Origin of the sequence: Novosphingobium sp. MBES04 (genome assembly GCF_000813185.1) — a bacterium.
GTDB lineage: Bacteria > Pseudomonadota > Alphaproteobacteria > Sphingomonadales > Sphingomonadaceae > Novosphingobium > Novosphingobium decolorationis.
Map to the genome: position 1 here is coordinate 1,189,666 of NZ_DF850489.1, position 24,270 is coordinate 1,213,935.

Sequence of the window (24,270 nt, forward strand, 5' to 3'; positions counted from 1 at the left end):
CTTATTTCTCCTGTTCGATCTCGCGGGGCCTGCCCGCCTCGTCGATCGCGACAAAGGTGAAGACCGCCTGGGTCACCTTCACGCGCTCTTCTTCATAGCGATGGCGGCGCCAGGCCTCGATGGCGATGGTCATCGAGGTGCGGCCCACCTTCTGGATGTCGCCGTAGACGGAGACTTCGTCCCCGATGCTCACCGGCTTGTGAAACTGCATCGAATCCATGGCGATGGTCACGGCACGCCCGCGCGAAAAGCGCGCGGCGATGAGCCCGGCGGCCATATCCATCTGGCTCACCAGCCAACCACCGAAGATGTCGCCATAGGCGTTGGTGTCGGCTGGACGCGCGGAGACGCGGATCACCGCCTCGCGCTTGTCTGCGATCATATCCTGCATGTCATGCTTCCTTGCGCCCGTCGGCCAGGGGCTTGGGACGGTCGTTCGCGTCGAGGCCGACGAAGGTGAAGGTGCCGTTGGCCACTTCCACTTCCTCGTCACTGGCCCGGGCTCGGCCGAAGCCGCGCGTGCGCACCGTCATCGAGGTGCGGCCCACGCGCAGGACATCGGCGTAGACGTTGAGCTCGTCGCCCACCTGCATCGCGCCGGGAAAGGCGAAATCGGTGGCGCCCACGACAACGGCCTTGAGACCGGTGCGCCGGGTGACGAGGGAACTCGCGCCAAGGGCCAGCTGGCACATCAGCCAGCCCCCGAAGACCCCGCCGTAGGGGTTGAGATCGGTGGGCATGGCGGTGACGCGGATGACCAGGTCACCCACCTCGCCATGCCCTGATCCCGTGTCCATCTCAGGCGATCATCCCGAGCGGGTTCTCGACGAAGTCCTTGAACGCGGCCATCAGGCGCGCGCCGTCGGCACCGTCGATGGCGCGGTGGTCGAAGCTGCCGGTCGCGCTCATCACGGTGGCAACACCGAGCGAACCGTCTTCCATGACCCAGGGCTGCTTCTGACCGGCGCCAATCGCCATGATCATGCCCTGCGGCGGGTTCACCACCGCCGAGAAGGACTTGATGCCCATCATGCCCATGTTCGAGATCGAAGCCGTGCCGCCCTGGTATTCCTCGGGCTTGAGCTTGCCTTCCTTCGCGCGGGTGCCGAGGTCCTTGGTCATCTTCGCGATCTGCGAGAACGACTTGTTGTTGGCGTCCGGCACGATCGGGGTGATCAGGCCATTGGGGATCGAGACGGCAACCGAGATGTCGGCACGTTCGTACTTGATGAGCTCGGTGCCCGCGAAGGACACGTTGCACTCGGGAACTTCGACCAGCGCCATGCCGAGCGCCTTGACCAGCATGTCGTTGACCGAGACCTTGAGGCCGCGGCTCGCGAGCGTCTCGTTCACCTGCGCGCGCAGCGCCATCAGCGCGTCGAGCTTCACGTCCACCGACAGGTAGATGTGCGGCGCTTCCTGCTTGGACTGGGTGAGGCGCTTGGCGATCGTCTTGCGCATGCCCGAGAGCGTCTCGATGGTGTGCGGCACGCGATCGTCCAGGATCGAGGCTGCGCTGGAGACGGCCGGTGCAGCTGCGGGCGCCGGAGCGGCGGCAGCGGCAGGCGCTTCGGCCTTGCCGGGCTCGGCGTTCTCGACGTCCGCCTTTACGATCCGACCATTCGGGCCCGAGCCCTTGATGGTTGCAAGGTCGAGGCCCTTGTCGGCGGCAATGCGGCGCGCGAGCGGCGAGGCCTTGATGCGGCTGTCGTCGGACTTCGCGGCGGCGGGAGCCGGGCTCGGCGAGGGAGCGGGCGCGCTGGAAGCCGGGGCCGCAGCCTCTTCTTCCTTGGCGGCAGGGGCCGAAGCAGGAGCTGCGGAGACGTCGGCGTCGGCCAGAGCGGAGGCATCCTCACCCTCCTCGGCCAGCAGCGCGATGACCGTGCCGACCTTCACGCCTTCGGTGCCCTCGGGCACGGCGATCTTGCCGATCACGCCTTCATCGACTGCCTCGAATTCCATCGTGGCCTTGTCGGTTTCGATCTCGGCCATGATGTCGCCCGAGCTGACGGTGTCGCCTTCCTTGACCAGCCATTTGGCCAGCTTGCCCTCTTCCATCGTGGGGGAAAGGGCGGGCATCTTGATCTCGATGGGCATGGAAGCTTTTTTGTCCCTTATTTCCGTGGGGAGGCGTTTCAGGTTGCCCCTTCATTGAACAAGTTGCAGCTTGCGCACAAGCTCCCAACAGGTGCTTTTTTCGCATATGGGATGGGTTGCGCGCAGGCTCAATACCCCTGATAAAGCGCGGTGAGAGGATGAATATGCGCGTATATCTGGTCATTGTGGACGAAAGCGACGAGGCTCTGGTGGCGCTGCATTACGCCGCGCGCAGAGCTGCAAAAACCGAAGGTGCACTTCACCTTCTTGCAATCGTACCCCCTCAGGAGTTCAACGCCTTCGCCGGCGTGCAGGCCACGATCGAGGAGGAAGCGCGCGCGCGGGCCGAGACTCTGGTGACGGCAGCGGCCGGCAACCTGCTCTCGCAAGGTGCGAAGATGCCGCTGATTTCCGTCGAGGTCGGCGAGGACATCAAGGTCGTGCGCAAGTACCTTGAAGCCCACCCCGAAGTCTCCGCGCTGGTGCTGGGCGCGGCGCGCGAGGGAGGCCCGGGCCCCCTCGTCTCGCACTTCACCGGTTCGGGCCTTGCCCGCATGGCCTGTCCGGTTTTCGTCGTGCCGGGCAACCTCGACGATGCCGCCATCGAGCGCCTCGCCGACAACTAGGTTACTGGCTGTCACACCCGGCATCGCGCCGACCGATTTCGTCGGGGCGATGCCAGTTGATCCTGGGATCAGCGCTTCTTGCCGCGCCCCTGGTGACGGATGTTCGCCGGGCGTCCGCGCTTGCCGACAAGATGCTTGCCACGGTGCTTGAGCGGCGCGGGCTTGCCGCGCGGTTCGATCCGGCCTCCGCCCTCTTCCAGCTCGAACTTGAGCGCGCCGGTCAGAGGGTTCGCTTCGGCGAGGCGCAGTGGCAGGATCTGGCCGATGGCGTACGTCGTGCCGGTCCGTTCGCCTTCAAGGACCTGCTTCTTTTCATCGTAATCGAAGCGCTCGTCGCCCAGCGTCGAGACAGGCACGAGCCCATCGCCGCCGAGCGAAATGATTGTCGCAAAGAAGCCGAACTTCTGGACCCCGGTGATGCGGGTCTGGAAGACCTCGCCCACACGGGAGGCGAGCCAGGCCGCAACATAGCGGTCGATGGTCTCGCGCTCGGCTTCCATCGCGCGGCGCTCGGCCTTGCTGATGGCATCGGTCACCCGGCCAAGATCCTCGCGGTCACGCTCGGAGAGGCCACTGGTTGCAGGGATGTCGCCCTTTGGAGCGGGCTGTTCGAGATGGTAGGCATCGACGAGCGCACGGTGGACCAGAAGGTCCGCATAGCGACGGATCGGCGAGGTGAAGTGGGCGTAGGAGCCCAGCGCAAGACCGAAGTGCCCGGCGTTCCGCGGCCCATAGTACGCCTGCGTCTGGCTGCGCAGGACCGCTTCCATGATGAGGGCCTTTTCGGCCTCGTCGGAAATGTCCTTGAGCATGCGGTTGAACAGCCCCGGCGTGATGACCTGCCCCATCGCCAGCTTCATGTCGAAAGTGGCGAGGTAGTCCTTCAGCGCGACCAGCTTCTCGCGGCTCGGCGCTTCGTGAACACGGTAGACGACCGGTGCGACCTTGGCTTCCAGCGCCTTGGCCGCCGCGACGTTGGCCGCGATCATGAAGTCCTCGACCACGCGGTGCGCATCGAGACGTTCGCGCGTGGCGATCTCCGTGATGCGCCCTTCGGCGTCGAGCTGGACACGCCGTTCAGGCAGTTCCAGTTCGAGCGGGTCGCGGGCCTTGCGGGCCGCGGCAAGCGCCTTCCAGCAGGCCCACAGGCCCTGGAGGTTGGCTCCGGCGCGGTCCTCGTCGATGCGGGCCTGCGCTTCCTCGTAGGCGATCACTTCGTCGATGCGCACGATGGCGCGGGTAAAGCGCCAGTCGATGACCTTGCCCTGCGCGTCGAGGACCATGTGGCAGGCCATCGCAGCCCGATCCTCGCCCGAGCGGAGCGAACAGACGTCGGCGCTCAGGATTTCGGGCAGCATGGGCACGACTCGGTCGGGGAAGTAGACCGAATTGCCGCGCTTGCGCGCTTCCCTGTCGATACTGCCGCCCGGACGCACGTAGAACGAGACGTCGGCAATCGCGACGAGCGCGTCGAAACCGCCATCCTCGCGCGGCTGCGCCCAGATCGCGTCGTCGTGGTCGCGCGCGTCCGACGGGTCGATGGCCACAATCGGAAGGTGGCGCAGGTCCTCACGGTCCTCGAGGCTAAGCGGCAGCTTCGCAGCGGCCTCAGCCTCGCCCAGCGTCTCTTCCTCGAAGTGATTGGGAATGCCGTGCTTGTGGATCGCGATCAGGCTGAAGGCCTTGGGCGCAAGCGGTTCGCCAAGAACCTCGGTGACCTTGACCGCCGCACGAACCGACTTGCCGATGGGCTCGGCCAGCACGAGTTCGCCCGCTTCGGCGCCGCCCAGATCGCTGATCTTGGAGGACTGGCGGATGCGCTTGTCGACGGGCTGCAACCAGCCCTGCCCCGACTTGTCGATCTCCACCACGCCCAGCATCTGCTCGGAGCGCAGGGCAAGCTTCTTCATCGGATAGCCGCGCCAGCCCGATCCGGTTTCCTCGGTCCGGGAAAGTACGCGGTCACCTTTCTTGAGCGCGCCCATCGGGTTGCGCTTGCCCTTGGCTTCGACGAGGCGGATGCGCGGCGGAGGGCTCGCGTCCTCGGGGTGCCAGGTATCGGGCACGGCAATCGCCTCGCCCTCGTCGATGTCGATCACGCGCAGCACGGTTACCTTGGGTAACCCGCCCATGCGGTGGTACGCGGTGCGCTTGCCGTCGATCAGGCCTTCCTCGGCCATGTCCTTGAGCAGCGCCTTGAGCTGGATCTTCTCCTGCCCCTTCAGCGCGAAGGCGCGCGCGATCTCACGCTTGCCGGCGGGGCCGTCCGCGTTCTGGATGAAGTCGAGGATCTGCTTGCGCGTCGGCAGCCCCGGTTCGGGCCGTTTCTTGAATGCCATAGCCTTGCCATGGGACACACAGGGCCCGAATGCAATGGGCAGCGACGCGTTGAGGCCGCGTCAGTCCTGCTGGAGTGGGTAAAAGGCCCCGCCCGGCACCGCAGCAGCAATCGGGCTTTGGGCGCCGCTCGGCGAACTGGCGCTGACGCCCAGGATCCAGTCGTCCCCGCGAAGGCCCTCCAGTTTCACGCTGGTCTCGGAGGTCGCCGTGACGATCGGCTCCGCCTCCCAGTCCGCCGCGTTGGTCGCACGCTTCCAAACCGAATAGGTCGCAGCGCCCGCGACCGGCTCCCAGGTCACGTCGGTCCAAGTCTTTACGGCTGCATCGGCACGGGGTGCGGGAGGCATCGGCGCCTTCGCCAGGGCACCGAGCGCCGCAATGTTCAAGTCGGTGACCTTGGCGAGATAGGGAAAATCCATGTACTCGACCGTGTCCCCGTAAAACGTGCTGCCCTCGGTGCGCAGGTCCTGGTGCTGGTGATCGTAGTTCTCGACCGCAACGGTGAAGCGTACGGCCGGATAGCCCAGTTCGAGGAACGGGGTCTGGTCACCGCCACGCCCCATGCGGTCCGCGCGCCAGATCTCGCGCACGTCGAAGGCGGGATCGATCCCCGGAACGAGGTTCGTGATGAAGCGTGAGAGGTTGCGGCCCGGACTGTCATTCTCGCCGCCAAAACGCCGCGCGGCACTGCGCGTCTCGTCGGTTGCATCGGCGCGAGGTCCCTCGGAGAAAAGGCGCACATGGGCATCGTCGCAATAGCCGTCCGAGCCGCACGAGCCGCCCACGATATCGTTGTTGAGGACCGCCTTCACGGTCCAGCCCTGCGCCCTTGCGTAGTCCGCCAGCACCTTTCCGCCCAGAAGCCCCTGCTCTTCCCCGGAGAGCGCCGCGTAGACGATAGTTGTCGGAAACTTCTGCGGGGAGAGCGCGCGCGCCGCCTCGAGGACAAGCGCCACGCCCGAGGCATCGTCGTTGGCGCCGGGAGCATCGCTGGTTGCGTCCATGACGTCGCTTACCCGGCTGTCGATGTGCCCCTGCACGATGATGACTTCATTCGGGCGTTCGGTCCCTCGCTGGATCGCGACCACATCGACAATGCGGGTCGGTTCGGGGACGCGGCGGCCGGTGACCGTCTGTTCCGGCTGAACGATATCGAGGCAGTTCCCGCACGCCGTGCCGATCTTCGCGAACTCGCGCGCGGCCCAGGCCCGGGCCGCACCAATCCCCCGCACCGGATCACTCGCCGAGGACAGCGTGTGGCGGGTTCCGAAGGAAACAAGGGTCTCCACATCGGCGCGCAGACGCGCCTCCGAGGCCGGATCCGCATGGGCGGTCATAGGGGAAAGGACGGCGCCAAGCGCGACTGCGGTGTGGAAAATGCGAGCGTTCATGGCGCGCAATGTTCCCCGCGCCAACGCAGAAAGCAAGCCTTGGCCGCAGCTGTCGCTCAGGTCAGTAGTCGTCGGGTTCCGGGCCGTAGCGGTTATCGCCATCGCTCGAGCCCATGATGCCAAAGACCACGACAAGCAGGAGGGGCACCATGCCCAGGAGCACCGCCGGCGAACTGTTGAGGCCCTGAAGGTCCGCCTGCATGGTTTCAGGATGCGCGAAGTCGAGCTTCTCGAACGCCGCCGTAACAAAGGGGATGCTGGCGATGCCGCCGCCGATGCCGACGAGCTTCAAAGCAACGACAAGGCCCGCAATCCAGCCCGGCTTGCCGGAATCGTGGAGGCGGCGCACGAACGCGGCGACCAGCAATCCGGTTGCGACAAGGGATGCAATCGCGTTGACCCAGATCGTGCCGACCAGAGTGGATGCCATGCGTGTTCTAATCGCATCGGCCATGGCGGCTTCATTCACGCTATCCGGATTCGACGAGATGGCGTTGATGCCGTCCAGCACCATCGCACCGCCCACGATCAGACCATAGATCCACGATACGGCGAAATAGAGCACCACGAGAAACGCGGTGTAGATCCAGAAGGTCGTACGCGAATCGCGCCCTGTGAACGTGACGAGGTTCGAGAGGCAATGCCGGATCGGCTCTATCACGTTCATGGCTTGGTCCCTGTTTGCGCAGGCTCTAGTAAGAGCGCGCGACGTAGATACGTTCGGCCGCAGGTTCGCCGGTGAAGATGCACGCGCCGCTGACCGGCTCGGCGTCCATGGGCGTGTTGCGCATGGTGAGCTTGAGCGCCTTCAGGCGCTGCACGACCTCTTCCAGCTGCACACCGGTGGGGCGCGACCACTGCACTTCGGCCCAGCCCGGGTACTTCTTGCTGGGAGCGAAGAAGGCCTCGAGTTCCTCGAAGGTCGAAACGCGCGAGATGTTGGCGTCGCGCTTGGCCTTGGCTTCGGCGAAGAGCGAGGCCTGAAGGTCTTCCAGTTCGCCGGCAGCGATACCAAGGAAAGCCTCGCGCGCCATGGCCTTGAAGTTGACCTTGCCCGCCTCGTTCCAGAGCTGGTCGCGGCGAACGACGGTGATCTGTCCGTTCTCGGCATCGCGTCCACCGATCTCCAGGATCAACGGAACGCCCTTCTTGACCCAGCCCCAGCGCTTGAGCGCGGCCTTGCCCGGACGCTTGTCCAGCATGACACGGATCTTCTCGCCCAGGGCCTGGCGCGCGCCAAGTGCCTTGCGCAGGTCCTCGCAGTAGGCAAGCAGTGCGGCGTCTTCGGGCTTGTCGCGCAGCATCGGGAGAATGACGATCTGGTGCGGCGCCACGGCGGGCGGCACGCGCAGGCCATCGTCGTCACCATGGGTCATGATGAGCCCGCCGACCATGCGGGTCGAGGTGCCCCACGACGTCGTGTGGCACAGCTGCTGCTGGCCTTCGCGATCCTGGTAGCTGATGCCCGCCGCCTTGGCGAAGCCGGTGCCCAGGTAATGCGAAGTGCCCGCCTGGAGCGCCTTGCCGTCCTGCATCATGGCTTCGATCGAGTATGTCGCATCGGCGCCCGGGAAGCGCTCGTTCTCGGGCTTTTCACCGGCGATGACCGGCATGGCAAGAACGTCTTCGGCGAACTCGCGGTACATTTCGAGCGCGCGCAGCGTCTCTTCCATTGCGTCCACACGGTCGGCGTGGGCGGTGTGCCCTTCCTGCCAGAGGAACTCGCTGGTGCGCAGGAACATGCGGGTGCGCATCTCCCAGCGCACGACGTTGGCCCACTGGTTGGTCATCAGCGGCAGGTCGCGCCAGGACTGGATCCAGCGGCCCATGGCCTGGCCGATCACGGTTTCCGAGGTCGGACGCACGATCAGCGGCTCTTCGAGCTTGGCCTCGGGATCGGGGACCAGGCCGCCCTTCCCGTCCGAGACCAGACGGTGGTGGGTCACCACGGCCATTTCCTTGGCGAAGCATCCACGTGTTCGGCTTCCTTGGAGAAGTAGGACAGCGGAATGAACAGCGGGAAATAGCAATTGTCGACGCCGGCATCCTTGATGCGGTCGTCCATCAGGCGCTGCATGCGCTCCCAGATGCCGTAGCCCCAGGGTTTGATCACCATGCAACCACGGACACCGGATTCTTCGGCCATTTCGGCCTCGGCGATCACTTCCTGGTACCACTGCGCGAAGTCGTTTTCACGCTTGGTGTTCAGGGCATGGCGGATAGCGGACACGGGCAATCTTTCTGTATCTGCATTAAAGGCGGCCGAATGGCCGCCCTTGCGTGAAAAATCAGTGTGCCGGAATCACCGGCACCATGCCCATGCGCAGATACTTATTTGCCGAGCGCGTCAAGCCTCTTCTGCATTTCGGCCATCTGATCACGCAGCGCCGCGAGGTCCTTGTCCCCATCTTCCGACTTGGGAGCGGGCGTTTCGGGCTTTTCGGCACCGGGCATGAAGGCGGCCGATGCGGCCCGGAACATGGCCATGTTCTGCTCGGCGAGCTTGGCCAGCGGGTTGTTGCCGAGGCTGTCCTCGAAGGTCTTGGCGAGCTTGGACTGATTGGCCCGGAAATTCTCCATCGAGGCTTCCAGGTAGTGCGGGATCAGCGACTGCATCGAGTTGCCGTACATCCCGATCAGCTCACGCAGGAAGTTGACGGGCAGCATCTGCTCGCCGTTCGATTCCTCTTCCATGATGATCTGCGTGAGGATGGTGTGGGTGATGTCGGTCCCCGACTTGGCGTCGAGCACCTTGTAGTCCACACCTTCGCGCGTCATCTTCGCAAGATGGTCAAGCGTGATGTAGCTCGATGAGCGGGTGTTGTAGAGACGCCGGTTCGCGTACTTCTTGATGATGACCGTGCCGTCGTCCTTGGATGCCTTGTCAGCCATGCGCAATCCTCAGTTATCTATGAGTGAACCGTACCACCCGGATATGTCGCGTTGCAACAGGATTTGCTGCGCAGCAATAGACGGAATTAACCGCTTTCAACGCCCGAAACGACGGCCCAGCGAGGTCAGCAATTCATACTGGGTCAGGCCGGAGACTTCGGACGCCTCCGGTAGCGAATAGTCCAGCGTCAGCCAGTCGCCTTCCCGAACATGGGGTGCTGCGTCCAGATCGACGACCGTCAGGTCCATGCTGACCCGCCCGAGGACTGGCAAAGCCGCGCCCTCACCGTCGCGAAACATGCCCTTGCCCGACCAGCAGCGCAGGAAGCCATCGGCGTAGCCCAGAGCCAGCGTGCCCACCCGCATGGCGCGCGGCGCGGTAAAGGTCGCGTTGTAGCCCACGCTCTGCCCGGCTTCGAGGTCCCGCACCTGCAGCACGGCCACCTGCGGGCGCACGACCTGCCGCAAGTGCGGTGCCATTTCGGCGCGCGGTAGCCCTCCGTAGAGCGCCAGGCCCGGCCGGGTCAGGTCGCCATGATAGGCCTCGCCAAGGCCAATCCCGGCGCTGTTGGCAAGGCTGGCACGGCGATGCGTGAGGGCGCCCCGCGCCTCCATCCAGCGCGAGCGCTGCACCTCGTTGAGCGGGGTATCCTCTTCCGAGGCGACAAGGTGGGAGAGGAGGACATCGACATCGAGCTGCGCCAGTGCCGGGTCGCCCAGCTCGTCCATGGCAACGCCGAGACGGTTCATGCCGGTGTCGACCATGAGATCGCAGCGACCGCCACCCGTAGCCAGCCAGCGCCGCGCCTGGGCCAGGGAATTGATCACGGGCTTCACACCGCACGCTTTTGCGAAGGCGGCGTCGGCCTGCGTCAGCGGGCCATGCAGGACCGAAACCATGGCCGGATCGACCGCCGGAACCGCATCGGCCACCTCGCCCCAGTGCGCCACGAAGAAATCGCGGCACCCTGCCTCAAGCAGAAGCGGCACGGCATGGCGCGCGCCGGTACCGTACGCGTTCGCCTTTACCGCTGCGCCCGCCCGCGCAGCGCCGGAGAGCCGGTCAAGAGCCTTCCAGTTTGCAATCAGGGCGTCGTCGTCGAAATCGAGGCGCAGGGGCGCCTGGGGCCGTTCAGGGTGCATCGTGTCCAAAGTCGCGCGGAGGCCCGCCACGCAGGCCCCAAAGGGAAATCAGCAGCGCAAACGCGACCACGATCCAAGTATACCACAGACCCTGATACGGATTCCCGCTGCTGGCGACCATGTAGCTGGAAATGAGCGGCAGGAAACCTCCGAAATAGCCTGTCCCGATATGATAGGGGATGGACATGGAGCTGTAGCGGATCTGGGGCGGAAACATCTCGGCCAGAAGGGCCGCGACTGGCCCGTAAGTCGCCCCGGAAAGCGCCATGAGGAGAAGCAGCATGGCCCCGATCCGAATGGCGTCCCAGGCGCCCGGCCGAACCGTCTCGAAACTGTAGCCCGCGTCTTCCAGCCAGCCTTTCAGGCGCGCCTTGCGTTCGGGTGCCGCAGTCGTCGGCTGCGCATCGAGAGTAATCGCGCGCTCCCCGATGCGAAGTTTCAGCGCGTCGCCGGGGACCACCGTGTAGGTTACTCCCAGCCCGGTGAGATCGCCCAGAAGGCTCGCGCAGGGGGTTGCCTGCTCCTCGGCAAACGGACTGTAGCGGCATCCCGCACCCTCGACCTGCACGGGGACCGCCATGTTGGTCCTGACGAGGTCAGGATTGGCACTCTGGCCCATGATCCAGAAGGCCGGGAACAGCAGCACCAACGTCAGCGCATACCCCCAGACAATCGGCTTCTTGCGCCCGATCCGGTCGGACAGCGCGCCGAAAATGACGAAGAAGGCCATGCCCAGCGCCGCACTCGCGCCGATGATGATCTCGGCCATGGTGCTCTCGACCCGCATGGCGCCTTTGAGAAAGCCAAGCGCGGAAAACATCGCGGTATACCAGATCACGGTCAGTCCCGCCGCGATGCCGAACAGCGCGATGAAGATGCGCTTGCGGTTGCCGGGATAGGTGAAACTCTCCTTGAAGGGATTGCCCGCGATCTCGCCTTCGGCGCGCATGGCCTGGAAGACGGGGCTCTCCGAGAGCTTGAGGCGCATCCACAAGGAGATACCCAGCAGCACGAGCGAGAGCAGGAAGGGCACGCGCCAGCCCCATTCCAGCCACAGCGCCTCGGGCATGAGCGCCTTGCAGCCCAGCACGACAACGAGGCTGAGAACGAACCCGCCCACCACGCTCGCCTGGATGTAGCCGGTGAAGTAGCCACGGCGCTCCGGGGGTGAATGCTCCGAGACGTAGATCGCTGCCCCGCCGTACTCGCCGCCAAGCGCCAGCCCCTGCAACACGCGCAGGCACAGCACGATGGCGGGCGCGGCAAGTCCGATCGAGGCGGCCGAGGGGATGAGCCCGACCCCGGCTGTCGCGATGCCCATGAGGGTGACCGTAACGAGAAACGTGTACTTGCGACCGAGCCTGTCCCCCAGGAAGCCGAACAGGATCGCGCCCAGCGGCCGAAACCCGAAGCCGACCGCAAAGCCGGCCCAGACGAGCAGTGTCTCCAGCGTTTCATTGCCCGAGGGGAAGAACGTCTGACCGATGATCGCAGCCAGAGTTCCGTAGATGAAGAAATCATACCATTCGAACACCGTCCCCATCGACGATGCGGCAATCACGAGCCGAATATCGGAAGCGCTTGGCTGTGTGTCTGCTGCGTGCAGATGCGTCCCTGCCATGAACCGGACCTCTCCCCCCAAGAGCCTGTTCTCAGGCCTCTCTCCGGACTGAGGGTAGCGTTACTCGGCGAGAGAGGAAAGGGCCTCTTGCGCCGCATCCCAGGCGAGCAGCACCGCGCCGTGCCGCCCCGGGTAATCCGGAACGGCCGCAAGCGTGTCAAAGTCAGGCCATCCGGGCATCGGCCCCTCGCCCGAAAGCCAGCTTCGGATCTCGCCGCGGGCCTGGGCCAGCTCGGGCGCGCTCTGTCCTTGCGCCCCCTTGGCAAAGATCGCGGCCGCAGCCTGGCCGATGGCGCAGGCCTGCGCGGATATGCCGACACGGACAATGCGCTCATCCGGGCCGCTGTCGAGACCAAGCCTGAGCTGGCTTCCGCAGGTTGCGGAACGGGCCTCAGCCACATGCGGCAGGTCGCCTGCCAGAGGATAGGCGGCCAGGTCCATGGCAAGTGCGAGCACATCGGGGGTGTAGAGGACCGTTGCCGACATCAGGCGCCCTCCCCTTCGTTCAGCATGGCCGTGCGGCGCTCCGAGATCATCTGCACCATCGCTTCGCTGCTGGCGTTGATGAACGGGTAGGTGCGCGACTGGGTCACCCAATCGGGACGGCCGGCGACACCCCAGACGGTGTCATAGCCCAGCATCAGGACCGAGAACGCCAGGACGATGATGATGATGCCCTTCATCGCCCCGAAGCCGAGACCGAGGACCCGGTCAATGGGGCCCAGCACCGACTTGCGGCTCTGCGATCCGGCCCACTTCGCCACCATCTTGACCACGATGTAGGGCACCAGAAGCAGTAGGGCGAAGGCCAGGATGCTCACGCTTGAACTGTCACCAAGATAGCCTTCAAGCTGATAGGTGAGAGGCGTGTGCAGCATGCGGATCGCGAATATCGCGAAGATCCACGCCGAGAGGGCCAGGACTTCCTGGACAAAGCCCCGCACAAAACCTGTCGCCGCGCCCAGGGCAACGAAAAGCAGGGCGGCCATGTCGAAACCAGTCATGGGATCAGTTTCCTAGGCATCGCTCAGGATGCGGTCAACGAGATTGGGCAACATGCCAAGTCCGGTGAAGGTCAGCCCCTTGCCACCCTCTCCGCCCGAATCCTGCTCGGCCGCCGAGGACGGGCCGAAGGCCTTGGCAAATCCCAGCTTCGCCGATTCGCGCTGTCGGATCGCTGAATGGGCCACGGGCCGGATTTCGCCGGCGAGCGAGACCTCTCCAAACCACACCGCGTTGCTCGACAGCGGCTTGTCGCCAAGCGCGGAGACAAGGGCAGCGGCCACAGCCAGATCGGCGGCCGGATCCGATAGGCGGTAGCCACCTGCAACGTTGAGATAGACTTCCGCACTGGAGAAATTGAGCCCGCAGCGCGCTTCCAGTACCGCCAGCAGCATGGCCATGCGCCCGTTGTCCCAGCCCACGACGGCGCGGCGCGGCGTCGCCCCGCTCTGGAGCCGCACGATGAGCGCCTGGATCTCGATCAGGACCGGCCGTGTGCCCTCCATCGCAGGGAAGACCGCGCTGCCCGCCATCGGCTCTTCCCGGCCGGACAGGAACAGCATGGAAGGGTTGCCGACCTCGGCAAGCCCTGCACCTTCCATTGCGAAGACGCCGATCTCGTCGACCGGCCCAAAGCGGTTCTTGAGGCTGCGCAGGATGCGGTACTGGTGGCTGCGCTCGCCCTCGAAGCTCATCACCACATCGACCATGTGCTCGAGCACGCGCGGGCCCGCGATGTTGCCGTCCTTGGTGACGTGCCCAACAAGGATCAGCGTCACCCCGTTTTCCTTGGCGTAGCGGATCAACTCGAACGCGCAGCCACGCACCTGGCTGACCGTCCCCGGCGCACCCTCGATCTGGTCGGAATGCATGGTCTGGATCGAATCGATGACGAGCAGCGAGGGCGTGTCCATGTTGCCCAGCGTCGTCAGGATATCGCGTACGGATGTCGCCGAGGCCATGAGGATCGGCGCCTTGGAGAGCCCCAGACGCTCGGCACGAAGGCGCACCTGACCTGCCGCTTCCTCGCCGCTGACATAGACCGCGCTGCCGCCCGAAGTTGCAATGTGCGCCGAGACCTGGAGCAGCAGGGTCGACTTGCCGATGCCCGGATCGCCCCCCATCAGGATCGCCGAGCCGGGGACGAGACCTCCGCCCAGCGCACGGTCGAACTCGGCAAGTCCGCTGGCGCGGCGCACCGGAAGTTCGCCCGGCGCGTCGAGCGGGGTGAACACGATCGGCCGCCCGCCCGAGGACAGGTCGTGCTTGGAGGAGAACACCGTCTGCGGCGCCTCCTCGACCAGGGTGTTCCATTCGCCGCAATCGGCGCATTGTCCCTGCCAACGTGTCGCGACGGCGCCACAGGCCTGGCAGGCGTATCTACGTTTGGGCTTTGCCATGGCTCCGGGCGTAACCGGAACGGAGCGAGAACGCAATTGCCTTTCCCACGCATCGGGTCCACCCTAAGCCCATGCGCCAGAAAGAACTGCGAATTGCGCTCGTTTGCTATGGAGGGGTCAGCCTCGCGGTCTACATGCACGGGGTTACCAAGGAGCTTTGGCATGCCTTGCGGGCAAGCCGTTCGTTCTGGTCGGACGATCCGGCCGATCTGGGCACAGGCGCGGTCTACCGCCGGTTGCTCGAACGGATCGAGGATGCCAGCGGCCTCAAATTGCGGGTCATGGCCGACGTCATCGCCGGGGCAAGCGCAGGTGGCATCAACAGCGTGTTCCTGGCCCAGGCAATCCATTCGGGCCAGTCGCTCGAACCGCTGACCAACCTGTGGCTGGAATGCGCGGACATCGACCGCCTGCTCCACCCCGATGCCCGCCCGCTTTCGGCCGCCACCAAGTTCTGGGCACAGCCGCTCGTCGCCTTCCTCCTGAAGCGCCCGGACGGCGCCATCGCCTCCAGCGTCGCGCCCGAAACCCGCACCGAGGTGCGCGAGAAGCTCTCGCGCCTGATCCGCTCGCGCTGGTTCGAGGCGCCGTTCTCGGGCGAAGGGCTCTCCAATACGCTCGCCTCGGCGTTGGAAGCCATGGCGCGCGCGCCGGGCGGCGCTCCGCTCCTGCCAAGCGGTCACCCGCTCGACCTGTTCGTGACGGCGACCGACTTCAAGGGGCACCTCGAAGCGCTCAAGCTGCATTCGCCCCCGCTAGTCCTGGAGAGCGAGCATCGCCTCACCATCGACTTTCACGCCCGTACGCCGGTGCATCGCGGCATGCCCCTGGCGCCCATTCCCGAACTCGTTTTCGCGGCAAGGGCCACCTCCAGCTTCCCGGGCGCCTTTCCCCCTCTTCAGCTTGCCGAAATCGATGAGCTTGCTCGTGAGCGCGAGATCGAATGGGAGGAGCGCGAGACCTTCCTGGCCCGGATCATGCCCGAGCACACCCGCCGCGGCGATCTCGCCAATGTCGCGCTGATTGATGGCTCGGTGCTCGTCAACGCCCCCTTCCGCGATGCCATGAGCGTCCTGCGCACGCGCCCGGCTGCGCGCGAAGTGGATCGCCGGGTTGTCTATATCGAACCCACCCCCGATGCCTTCGGCGAAGCGGCACGGCGCGAGAACACGCCGCCCGGCTTCTTCCCCGTGATCTTCGGTTCGCTGTCCTCGATCCCGCGCGAGCAGCCCATCCGCGACAACCTGGAGGCGATCCAGCTCGATTCGCGCGAGACAGCAATGCTGCGTGAAATCATCGAGGCCCTGCGCCCCGAGATCGAGGAGACGGTCGAGCGCCTGTTCGGGCACACCCTCTTCCTCGACCGCCCCACCCCGGCACGCCTCGCCAGCTGGCGCAGCAAGGCGCACAAGGCCGCGCAGGAGCAATCGGGATTTGCCTACCACAGCTACGCGCAGGTCAAGCTGACCGGTGTCCTCGAAAAGATGGCCGATCGCATCGTCGAAAGTGCGCCCGGCGCCGAGCACGTTACGCTACGGCGCGTGGCCAAGCACCTGGCACGCTATCTTGCCGAAACCGGCCTCGACCGGCGCGAGGCCCTGCGCGATGGCAATTCGCCGCGCCTGATCGCTTTCTTCCGCAAGTTCGACCTCGCCTACCGCACCCGCCGCCTGCGTTTTCTGGAACGGCGTGTCACGCAGGAAAGCGCGCAGGACGAGGGCGTGCGCGAGGTGGACCGCGACCAGGCCCGCGAGGCCATCTACAGCGCGCTCAATCTCTACCAGGAGGCAGGCAACCGCACTGCGCAGGATAGCGACTTTGCGCAGAAGGCTGCGCAGATCCTCGCTGATCCCGAGGCGGTCCTTGCCGATCTGGGACGGTGCTGGTCGCTCCACGACATCGATGAGAAGGTGGACGCCATCCTGGCCGAGGCGCTCTCACGAATGCCGCGCGCGCTGCGTCGGCGCATGCTTCTCGCGTACCTGGGCTTTCCCTTCTACGACGCCGCGACCCTGCCCATGCTGCGCGGCGAAGGTCTGAACGAGTTCGATCCGGTGCAGGTCGATCGCATCTCGCCCGAGGACTGTACCGCGATCCGGCCCGAAGGTTCACCCTCGCCCTTGCGCGGGACCGAATTCTACACATTCGGTGCCTTCTTCAGCCGCGCCTATCGTGAGAACGACTATCTGTGGGGAAGGCTTCACGGTGCAGAGCGCATGATCGACCTCATCGCCTCGGCGCTTCCCAGAGACCATGCGCTGGGCCGCAGCGAGATCGACACGATCCGGCGCGAGGCGTTTCTGGCCATCCTCGACGAAGAAAGGGACCGGCTTCAGGCCGATCCCTCCCTTGTCGATCAGATCCGCAACGAGGTCCTCGCGCGGCTGTAGGCCGTGGGGCGACCTCAGTCGGTGAGGTCGCTCCAGGCATCCTTGATGCGGTCGAAGAAGCCCTTGGACTGGGGACATTCGTCGCCCGTCTCGGTTTCCTGCAATTCGCGCAGGATTTCCTTCTGGCGCGCGCTCAGCTTGGTCGGGGTCTCCACGGTGATCTCGATGACGAGATCGCCGCGGCCACGGCCCTGCAGTACGGGCATGCCCGCGCCGCGCTTGCGCAGCTGCTTGCCCGACTGGATCCCGGCGGGAATGTCGAGCGCGATCATCTCGCCGTCGATGCCCGGGATTTCGATCGAGCCGCCCAGCGCCGCCGTCGTGAAGGTGATCGGAACGCGCGTGAGCAGCGTCGTGCCCTCCCGCTCGAACACCTTGTGGCGCTTGACGTGCAGGAAGATATAGAGGTCACCCGGAGGCGCCCCGAATGGCCCGGCTTCACCCTTGCCGGCAAGGCGGATGCGCGTGCCGTTGTCGACGCCGGGGGGCACGTCCACCTCGATCGTCTGGGGCTTGTCGACGCGGCCTTCGCCGCCACAGGCCCGGCACGGTTTCTCGATGACTTCGCCGCGGCCATGGCACGTCGGGCAGGTTCGCTCGACGATGAAGAAGCCCTGCTGCGCACGAACCTTGCCGTGCCCGTTGCACATCGAACAGCCACGCTTGCCGGTGCCCGGCTCCGCGCCCGAACCCTCGCAGGGTTCGCACGGCTGCGACACCTCGATGGTGATCTCGGTCTTGCGGCCCTTGAACGCGTCCTCGAGCGAAATCTCCATGTCGAAGGGAAGATCCGCGCCCCGGCGCGCCTGCTGACGCCCACCTCCGGCACCGCCACCAAAGGCACTGCCGAAAATGGATTCGAAGATATCGCCGATGTCGCCGAATTCGGCGCCCATGCCGCCGCCGTGGCCGCCGCCACCGCCCATGCCCTGCTGGAACGCAGCGTGGCCGAAACGATCGTAGGCTGCGCGCTTCTGCGGGTCCTTCAGGACATCATAAGCTTCGCTGCACTGCTTGAAGCGGGACTCGGCCTCGGCATCGCCCGGGTTCTTGTCCGGGTGAAAGCGCATCGCCATCCGGCGGTAGGCCGACTTGATCGTCTTGTCGTCGGCATCGCGCGAGACTTCGAGAAGTTCGTAATAGTCGATTTCGGTTGCTGACACTGTGGTCTCACCTCCTTCGATGCTGCAAGGCGCCACCGGTGCGGATCACACCGATGACGCCTTCACAGTTTCATCCGGACTGTCAGCCCTTGTTGTTTTCGTCGACTTCCGAGAATTCGGCATCGACCACGTCATCGTCCGCCTTGGGGGCTTCGCCACCCTCGGCACCGCCAGCGGCCTGTTCCTTCTCGTAGATCGCCTGGCCCATCTTCATGGCAACCTGGGTCAGCGCTTCGGTCTTGGCCGTGATCTCGGCAGCATCGTCGCTTTCCAGAGCGGTCTTGGCTGCGGCAATCGCGGCTTCGACTTCTTCCTTCAGACCGGCGTCGATCTTGTCGCCGTTCTCGGAGAGCTGCTGCTCGGTCGCGTGAACGAGGCTTTCGCCGTTGTTCCTGGCTTCAGCCGATTCACGACGCTTCTTGTCCTCGTCTGCGAACTTCTCGGCGTCCTTGACCATCTGGTCGATGTCGGCGTCCGAGAGACCGCCCGAGGCCTGGATGCGGATCTGCTGTTCCTTGCCCGTGCCCTTGTCCTTGGCGGACACGTTCACGATGCCGTTGGCGTCGATGTCGAAGGTCACCTCGATCTGCGGGACGCCGCGACGTGCCGGCGGAATGCCGACGAGGTCGAACTGGCCGAGCAGCTTGTTGTCCTGCGCCATCTCGCGCTCGCCCTGGAACACGCGGATCGTCACCGCCTGCTGGTTGTCCTCGGCGGTCGAGTAGACCTGGCTCTTCTTGGTCGGGATCGTCGTGTTGCGGTCGATCATCTTGGTCATGATGCCGCCCAGCGTCTCGATGCCCAGCGACAGCGGGGTCACGTCGAGCAGCAGCACGTCCTTGACGTCGCCCTGAAGCACGCCGGCCTGGATCGCAGCGCCCATGGCAACCACTTCGTCCGGGTTCACGCCGGTGTGCGGGTCCTTGCCGAAGAAGTCCTTCACGACTTCGCGGACCTTGGGCATGCGGGTCATGCCGCCCACGAGAACGACGTCATCGATTTCCGAAGCCGAAACGCCGGCATCGGCGAGCGCCTTCTTGCAGGGCTCGAGCGTGCGCTTGATGAGGTCGGCGACCATCTTTTCCAGGTCCGAACGGGTGACCGTCTCGACGAGGTGAAGCGGGGTCGTCGCGCCGCCTTCCATGCGCGCGGTGATGAAGGGCAGGTTGACTTCGGTCGAAGCCGTCGAGGACAGCTCGATCTTGGCCTTCTCGGCCGCTTCCTTCAGGCGCTGCAGGGCCAGCTTGTCGGTGCGGAGATCCATGTTCTCCTTGGCCTTGAACTTGTCGGCCAGCCATTCGACGAGCTTGGTGTCGAAGTCTTCACCGCCCAGGAACGTGTCGCCGTTGGTCGACTTCACCTCGAACACGCCATCGCCGATCTCGAGGATCGAGACGTCGAAGGTACCGCCGCCAAGGTCGTAGACGGCAATGGTCTTGCCATCGTTCTTGTCGAGACCATAGGCGAGCGCAGCCGCGGTCGGCTCGTTGATGATGCGCAGCACTTCAAGACCTGCGATCTGGCCGGCGTCCTTGGTCGCCTGGCGCTGCGCGTCGTTGAAGTAGGCGGGCACGGTGATCACGGCCTGCGTCACGGTCTCGCCAAGATAGCTCTCGGCGGTTTCCTTCATCTTCTGGAGCGTGAAGGCGGAAACCTGCGACGGGCTGTAATCTTCGCCACCAGCCTGAACCCAGGCGTCGCCGTTCTTGCCCTTGACGATGGTGTACGGGACGAGCTCGGTGTCCTTCTTGGTCACCGGATCGTCGAAGCGGCGGCCGATAAGGCGCTTCACCGCGAAAATCGTATTGTCGCCGTTCGTGACCGCCTGGCGCTTGGCCGGCTGTCCGATCAGGCGTTCGCCGTCCTTGGTGAAGGCGACGATGGACGGCGTCGTACGCGCGCCCTCGGAGTTTTCAATTACCTTCGGCTTGCCACCGTCCATGACCGCAACGCAGCTGTTGGTGGTGCCAAGGTCGATACCAATTACTTTACCCATTATCCCCATTCCTCACGTCAGTGGTTGACACCGCACGGATCGCCTCCCTGGCTTGAGGCAAGGCGGCTTGTGCAGCTCGGTGACGTTCAATCGTCGAAGCGGGATATAGGTGCGGTTTTTGTTGGAACAAGACCATTGCGATGGCATTAGCGCAATCCACGCCATCAGAGCTTCCCGCAAGGACCGGTTTCGCATGTTCACTCGCAAAAACGCCGCCTTTTCCGCCCTGTCGCTGGGCCTTCTCGCACTTGCGGGATGCCAGCAGTCGGCAGAACCCGAAGCGCAAGGCTCCGCCTCTGCGCCTGCCGAAGCACTGGGCCCCGACGCCAAACCCGGCACCAGCGCCAAGGCCGGTCGGATGATCCTGCCCGTCGTCGCGGATCGTCCCGCGGCGGTCTATTTCACCTTCACCAACGCCAGCGATGAACCCGTCGCGCTCGCCGCGATCCATATCGCGGGGGCCGACAGCGCCGAGATGCACAAGACCGAAGGGGGACAGATGCGCGCGGTTGAACGGGTCGCTGTCGACGCAGGCAAGAGCGTGGAGTTCGCGCCCGGCGGCCTGCACGTCATGGCCTTCGATCTCGACGACAGCCTGAAGAGCGGCGGCACGACCGAGATGACCATCACGTTCAAGGGCGGCGACAAGCTTTCCATGCCGCTGGTCATCGAGAAGATGGGCGCAGGCATGCACGCCGATGCAGGCATGGATCACGACGCGATGGACCATGACGCCATGGGCGGGATGGAGCACTGAGCCCACCCTCGTCCCTGACCTGCCCTGTGGGCGGGGCGCGCACCCTGACCCGCGGGGAAGTCGCGCTTGCCCGGAGTATCTTCGGCGAGGCGATTTCCTATGACGAGGTGCGGATCAAGCGTACGAAGTGGTTTCCGCTGCAGCCCCGCTCAACGGTCATGGCGCCGTGCGGGCATATCCACTTCCATCCGGCCTGCGAGATCTACCGCGATGATTTCGCCTGCGGTGACCTCGCCCTGGAAGGCTTGTTCATCCACGAGATGACCCATGTCTGGCAGGCGCAGACGCGCGGGCGCCTGTTACTGCCGACCCGGCGCCATCCCTTCTGTCGCTATCACTATTCCTTGAGACCGGGCTGGACGCTCGAGCGCTATGGACTTGAGCAGCAGGCCGAGATCGTGCGGCACGCGTTCCTGCTTCAACGCGGCGTGGTGCTGGCCGGGGCTCCGCCTCTTGCCTCCTACCGGGCGATCCTGCCATTCCAGCCCGCCTGATACGAAAAAGGGCGCGGTGACCGCCTTGTCACCACGCCCTTTTCATCCCCCTGCCCGAACAGGCTCGATCAGCAATCGTCGTCCCAGTATCGGTCACCCGAACGATCACGGCGATAGCAACCAGGTCCTTGTCGACCTGCGAGCCCGCCGCGGCGCCAGCGGCTGCACCAATGGCCGCGCCCGTGCCGACATCGCCGCCCGCAAGAGCGCCGATGCCCGCGCCCACCGCGCCGCCCGCAGCAGCTCCTTCGCCGGTGTAGTTGCTGGCGCAACCCGCCATCGTGAATGCGCCCGCTGCCATTACCGGCAGAATGAGCTTGCTGTACGCCCGCATACTGAGATCTCCTTGAAATTGCCTGTTTCCAATTTCAACGAGACCTGCGTGCAAGAGTTCCTGACTTTTTGTCCCGCGCCCCCGCTCCCATCAAACAGCAAAGGCGCCGACGAGCCCCTGCCCGCCTGCGCCTTTGCGTATTTCAAGCTGCCGAAGCGGCCTGCGAGGATGCCCTCGATCAGTCCGGCTTCTTGGCTACGGCCACCATGGCCGGACGCAGGAGACGATCCTTGATCATGTATCCAGCCTGGAGTTCCTGCACGACCGTACCCGGCTCGGCGTCGGCCGAGGGAACCTCGATCATCGCCTGGTGCTGGTTGGGGTCAAGCGGGAGGCCCATTGCCGCGATGCGGGTGATGCCGTGGTTGGTGAACACCTTGTCGATCTCGCGGTTGGTCGCCTCGATACCGGTGACGATGTTCTTCATCTTCTCGTTCTCGCGCTGGTCGGCGGGAATGGCCGAAAGCGCACGGGCGAGGTTGTCGGAGACCGAGAGGATCTCACGCGCGAAGCTGGTGGCGGAGTAGTTGCGGGCGTCCGCGATGTCCTTCTCCAGACGGCGACGCACGTTCTGCGTCTCGGCACGCGCGTAGAGCGCTTCCTGCTTCACCGTTTCCAGCTCTTCACGCAACTTGGCAAGTTCGTCTTCCACGCCGTCACCGTTCGCTTCGCTGTTGTCGAGCATCTCTTCGGGCACGCCGTCCAGTTCCTTGGCCACTTCCTGGTCAACCGGCGGCTGAGTCTTGTCGTCAGTCATGTCTTCTATGGTTCCAGCTATCCGATAAGCTTGCCCAGACTTCGGGCAGTGAAGTCCACCATGGGGACGACCCGCGCGTAATTCAACCGCGTCGGACCGATAACCCCCACCACGCCGACCACCTTGCCATCGCGATCACGATAGGGCGAAGCGATCACCGAGGACCCGGAAAGCGCAAAGAGGCGATTTTCCGAGCCGATGAAGATGCGGGTCGAGCGCGCTTCACGCGCACTTTCCAGCAGTTCGGCAACCGACTGCTTGTTTTCAAGGTCATCGAGGAGCGAGCGGACACGCTCCAGGTCCGAAAGCGTGCTTTCGTCGAGGAGGTTTGCCTGCCCGCGCACGATCAGAACCGGACGCTCCAGCGCGTCCTCGCTCCACACCGCGATGCCGCGCTCGACCAGTTCGCGGCTCGCCGCATCCAGTTCCGCCTTCCCCGAGGTGATCTCGGCCTGCATCAGCCGTGTCGCCTCCCCGAAAGTACGTCCCTTCAGATGCGCGCTGATGAAGTTGGAGGCCTGCTCCAGGCTGCCCTGCGTCAGATCATCGGGAAGGTCCACAACGCGGTTCTCGACCGCACCGTCGTCTCCTACAACCACCACCAGCGCCCGGCCCGGCGCCAGCGGCACGAGTTGCAAGTGGCTGAGGCGCGGCTCACGGCGCGGAACCATCACCAGGCCTGCACTCGACGTCAGGTTGGAGAGAAGCGAGCTGGTGGCCTCCAGCGCCGCCTCGATGGGCCCAGGCGCCGAAAGCCCGCGCTCGATCGCCTGGCGCTCCTCGATGCTGGGCTCGGCCATCTGCATGATGCCATCGACGAACAGCCGCAGGCCCGCCTCGGTCGGCAGGCGTCCCGCGCTCGTGTGCGGGGCGGCCAGCAGCCCCAGCGATTCAAGGTCTGCAAGGACCGAGCGGATCGAGGCGGGCGAGAGGTTGACGCCCCCTGCCCCGGCCAGAGCCTTGGAGCCGACCGGGGTTCCGGTATCGAGATAGCCCTCCACGACAAGGCGGAAGATCTCGCGGGCGCGGGTGGTCAGTTCGGTGATGGGCGGTGTGGGCATGATGCGTGACAATTTAGCCTCTGCTCTTGCAGCCTCAAGCCCAATGCGCGTAGGGGCGGCTCGAAAATAGAGAAAGGCAAATCCATGCGTCCTTCCGGCCGTGCATCCGATGAGATGCGCACCATCGACATCCAGACCGGTTTCACCAAGCACGCCGAGGGCTCCGTGCTGATTTCCTTCGGCGATACCCGCGTGCTGGTCACCGCTTCGGTCGAGGAAAAGGTCCCGCCGTTCCTGCGCGGCAAGGGTGAAGGCTGGGTCACGGGCGAATATTCGATGCTGCCGCGCGCCACGCACACCCGTGGCAGCCGCGAAGCCGCCAAGGGCAAGCAGTCGGGCCGCACGCAGGAAATCCAGCGCCTGATCGGCCGCTCCTTGCGCGCCGTCGTGGACATGAAGAAGCTGGGTGAGCGTCAGATCGTGCTCGACTGCGACGTGCTTCAGGCCGACGGCGGCACCCGCACCGCCTCGATCTCGGGTGCCTGGGTGGCGCTGCGCCTTGCCGTCGACAAGCTGATGGCCGAAGGCAAGATCAAGGAGGACCCCATCGAGGGCCGCGTCGCTGCAATCTCCTGCGGCATCTGCGAGGGCACCCCGGTGCTGGATCTGGACTACATCGAGGACAGCTCGGCCGATGCCGATGCCAACTTCGTCCTGATCGAAGGCGGCAAGATCGCCGAGGTTCAGGCCACCGCCGAAGGCGCGACGTATGACGAGGAAGGCCTCCTACGCCTGCTGCGCCTCGCCAAGATCGGCTGCGACCAGATCTTCGCCGCGCAGGCCAAGGCCGTCGGCAAGTAAACTAG

General features: G+C 65.0%; 22 protein-coding genes and 1 pseudogene. 5 read left to right on the forward strand and 18 right to left on the reverse strand.

From position 1 onward, the window contains the following. Position 1: 1 nt before the first annotated feature. From MBENS4_RS19030 to MBENS4_RS19040, 3 genes are read right to left on the reverse strand one after another with little or no spacing between them, the layout of a single operon-like run. Positions 2-391: an acyl-CoA thioesterase gene (locus MBENS4_RS19030; RefSeq protein WP_371710868.1), complete on the reverse strand. Its 390-nt coding sequence runs from the start codon at positions 389-391 to the stop codon at positions 2-4. Position 392: 1 nt separating this feature from the next. Continuing rightward, the gene (locus MBENS4_RS19035) at positions 393-797 is read right to left on the reverse strand and encodes an acyl-CoA thioesterase (RefSeq protein WP_084592244.1); all 405 of its coding nucleotides are present in this window, start codon (positions 795-797) and stop codon (positions 393-395) included. Between the two features lies 1 nt (position 798). Beyond that, on the reverse strand, positions 799-2,097 hold the full coding sequence (locus tag MBENS4_RS19040; RefSeq protein ID WP_039393718.1) for a pyruvate dehydrogenase complex dihydrolipoamide acetyltransferase: 1,299 nt from the start codon (positions 2,095-2,097) through the stop codon (positions 799-801). A gap of 164 nt (positions 2,098-2,261) precedes the next feature. Here MBENS4_RS19040 and MBENS4_RS19045 point away from each other — a divergent pair, with 164 nt between their 5' ends. After that, the gene (locus MBENS4_RS19045; protein ID WP_039395529.1) at positions 2,262-2,723 is read left to right on the forward strand and encodes a universal stress protein; all 462 of its coding nucleotides are present in this window, start codon (positions 2,262-2,264) and stop codon (positions 2,721-2,723) included. Between the two features lie 68 nt (positions 2,724-2,791). Here the strand turns inward: MBENS4_RS19045 and rnr are convergent, their stop codons facing one another. The 10 genes and pseudogenes from rnr to radA all read right to left on the reverse strand — a co-directional run bounded on the left by rnr (position 2,792) and on the right by radA (position 14,512). Further along, positions 2,792-5,062, reverse strand: coding sequence for a ribonuclease R (gene rnr, locus MBENS4_RS19050; RefSeq protein WP_084592245.1), 2,271 nt, complete (start codon positions 5,060-5,062; stop codon positions 2,792-2,794). Between the two features lie 60 nt (positions 5,063-5,122). Beyond that, positions 5,123-6,454, reverse strand: coding sequence for a M20/M25/M40 family metallo-hydrolase (locus MBENS4_RS19055; RefSeq protein ID WP_039393720.1), 1,332 nt, complete (start codon positions 6,452-6,454; stop codon positions 5,123-5,125). A gap of 61 nt (positions 6,455-6,515) precedes the next feature. Next, positions 6,516-7,121 carry a DUF805 domain-containing protein gene (locus MBENS4_RS19060; protein ID WP_039393721.1) on the reverse strand — a complete coding sequence of 202 codons (606 nt, stop codon included), beginning with the start codon at positions 7,119-7,121 and terminating at the stop codon, positions 6,516-6,518. Between the two features lie 25 nt (positions 7,122-7,146). Continuing rightward, positions 7,147-8,684, reverse strand: a pseudogene (proS, locus tag MBENS4_RS19065) (proline--tRNA ligase). 101 nt (positions 8,685-8,785) lie between these two features. Then, the gene (gene phaR / locus MBENS4_RS19070) at positions 8,786-9,346 is read right to left on the reverse strand and encodes a polyhydroxyalkanoate synthesis repressor PhaR (RefSeq protein WP_039393723.1); all 561 of its coding nucleotides are present in this window, start codon (positions 9,344-9,346) and stop codon (positions 8,786-8,788) included. 96 nt (positions 9,347-9,442) lie between these two features. Beyond that, positions 9,443-10,489 (reverse strand): alanine racemase, encoded by a 1,047-nt coding sequence (locus MBENS4_RS19075; RefSeq protein WP_039393725.1) that lies wholly within the window; start codon positions 10,487-10,489, stop codon positions 9,443-9,445. Continuing rightward, positions 10,479-12,110: an MFS transporter gene (locus MBENS4_RS19080; protein WP_039393728.1), complete on the reverse strand. Its 1,632-nt coding sequence runs from the start codon at positions 12,108-12,110 to the stop codon at positions 10,479-10,481. The genes MBENS4_RS19075 and MBENS4_RS19080 overlap by 11 nt, the downstream gene beginning before the upstream one ends. 60 nt (positions 12,111-12,170) lie before the next feature. Beyond that, complete coding sequence (locus MBENS4_RS19085; protein WP_039393729.1) at positions 12,171-12,596, reverse strand: Fe-S cluster protein; 426 nt, start codon at positions 12,594-12,596, stop codon at positions 12,171-12,173. Beyond that, positions 12,596-13,114 (reverse strand): CvpA family protein, encoded by a 519-nt coding sequence (locus tag MBENS4_RS19090; RefSeq protein ID WP_039393732.1) that lies wholly within the window; start codon positions 13,112-13,114, stop codon positions 12,596-12,598. The genes MBENS4_RS19085 and MBENS4_RS19090 overlap by 1 nt, the downstream gene beginning before the upstream one ends. 12 nt (positions 13,115-13,126) lie before the next feature. Next, positions 13,127-14,512, reverse strand: coding sequence for a DNA repair protein RadA (gene radA / locus MBENS4_RS19095; protein ID WP_039393734.1), 1,386 nt, complete (start codon positions 14,510-14,512; stop codon positions 13,127-13,129). A gap of 71 nt (positions 14,513-14,583) precedes the next feature. Between radA and MBENS4_RS19100 the strand changes: the two genes are divergently transcribed. Then, positions 14,584-16,902, forward strand: a complete 2,319-nt coding sequence (locus MBENS4_RS19100; protein ID WP_039393736.1) for a patatin-like protein — start codon at positions 14,584-14,586, stop codon at positions 16,900-16,902. A gap of 14 nt (positions 16,903-16,916) precedes the next feature. Here the strand turns inward: MBENS4_RS19100 and dnaJ are convergent, their stop codons facing one another. Both dnaJ and dnaK read right to left on the reverse strand, forming a co-directional pair. Further along, complete coding sequence (gene dnaJ, locus MBENS4_RS19105; RefSeq protein WP_039393738.1) at positions 16,917-18,065, reverse strand: molecular chaperone DnaJ; 1,149 nt, start codon at positions 18,063-18,065, stop codon at positions 16,917-16,919. An 82-nt stretch (positions 18,066-18,147) separates the two neighbouring features. After that, positions 18,148-20,061, reverse strand: a complete 1,914-nt coding sequence (gene dnaK, locus MBENS4_RS19110; protein ID WP_039393740.1) for a molecular chaperone DnaK — start codon at positions 20,059-20,061, stop codon at positions 18,148-18,150. Positions 20,062-20,254: 193 nt separating this feature from the next. Between dnaK and MBENS4_RS19115 the strand changes: the two genes are divergently transcribed. Continuing rightward, positions 20,255-20,818 carry a copper chaperone PCu(A)C gene (locus MBENS4_RS19115; RefSeq protein WP_039393742.1) on the forward strand — a complete coding sequence of 188 codons (564 nt, stop codon included), beginning with the start codon at positions 20,255-20,257 and terminating at the stop codon, positions 20,816-20,818. A 26-nt stretch (positions 20,819-20,844) separates the two neighbouring features. Continuing rightward, on the forward strand, positions 20,845-21,312 hold the full coding sequence (locus MBENS4_RS19120) for a vgr related protein (protein ID WP_242405019.1): 468 nt from the start codon (positions 20,845-20,847) through the stop codon (positions 21,310-21,312). Between the two features lie 28 nt (positions 21,313-21,340). Here MBENS4_RS19120 and MBENS4_RS19125 read toward each other — a convergent pair whose 3' ends face one another. The 3 genes from MBENS4_RS19125 to hrcA all read right to left on the reverse strand — a co-directional run bounded on the left by MBENS4_RS19125 (position 21,341) and on the right by hrcA (position 23,464). After that, positions 21,341-21,646 carry a YMGG-like glycine zipper-containing protein gene (locus MBENS4_RS19125; protein WP_144401003.1) on the reverse strand — a complete coding sequence of 102 codons (306 nt, stop codon included), beginning with the start codon at positions 21,644-21,646 and terminating at the stop codon, positions 21,341-21,343. A gap of 178 nt (positions 21,647-21,824) precedes the next feature. Then, entirely contained in the window at positions 21,825-22,403 is a 579-nt protein-coding gene (gene grpE, locus MBENS4_RS19130; RefSeq protein WP_039393746.1) for a nucleotide exchange factor GrpE, read from the reverse strand. 17 nt (positions 22,404-22,420) lie between these two features. Continuing rightward, positions 22,421-23,464: a heat-inducible transcriptional repressor HrcA gene (hrcA, locus tag MBENS4_RS19135; protein WP_039393748.1), complete on the reverse strand. Its 1,044-nt coding sequence runs from the start codon at positions 23,462-23,464 to the stop codon at positions 22,421-22,423. Positions 23,465-23,548: 84 nt separating this feature from the next. Between hrcA and rph the strand changes: the two genes are divergently transcribed. After that, on the forward strand, positions 23,549-24,265 hold the full coding sequence (rph, locus tag MBENS4_RS19140) for a ribonuclease PH (protein WP_039393750.1): 717 nt from the start codon (positions 23,549-23,551) through the stop codon (positions 24,263-24,265). The last annotated feature ends 5 nt before the right edge of the window (positions 24,266-24,270 follow it).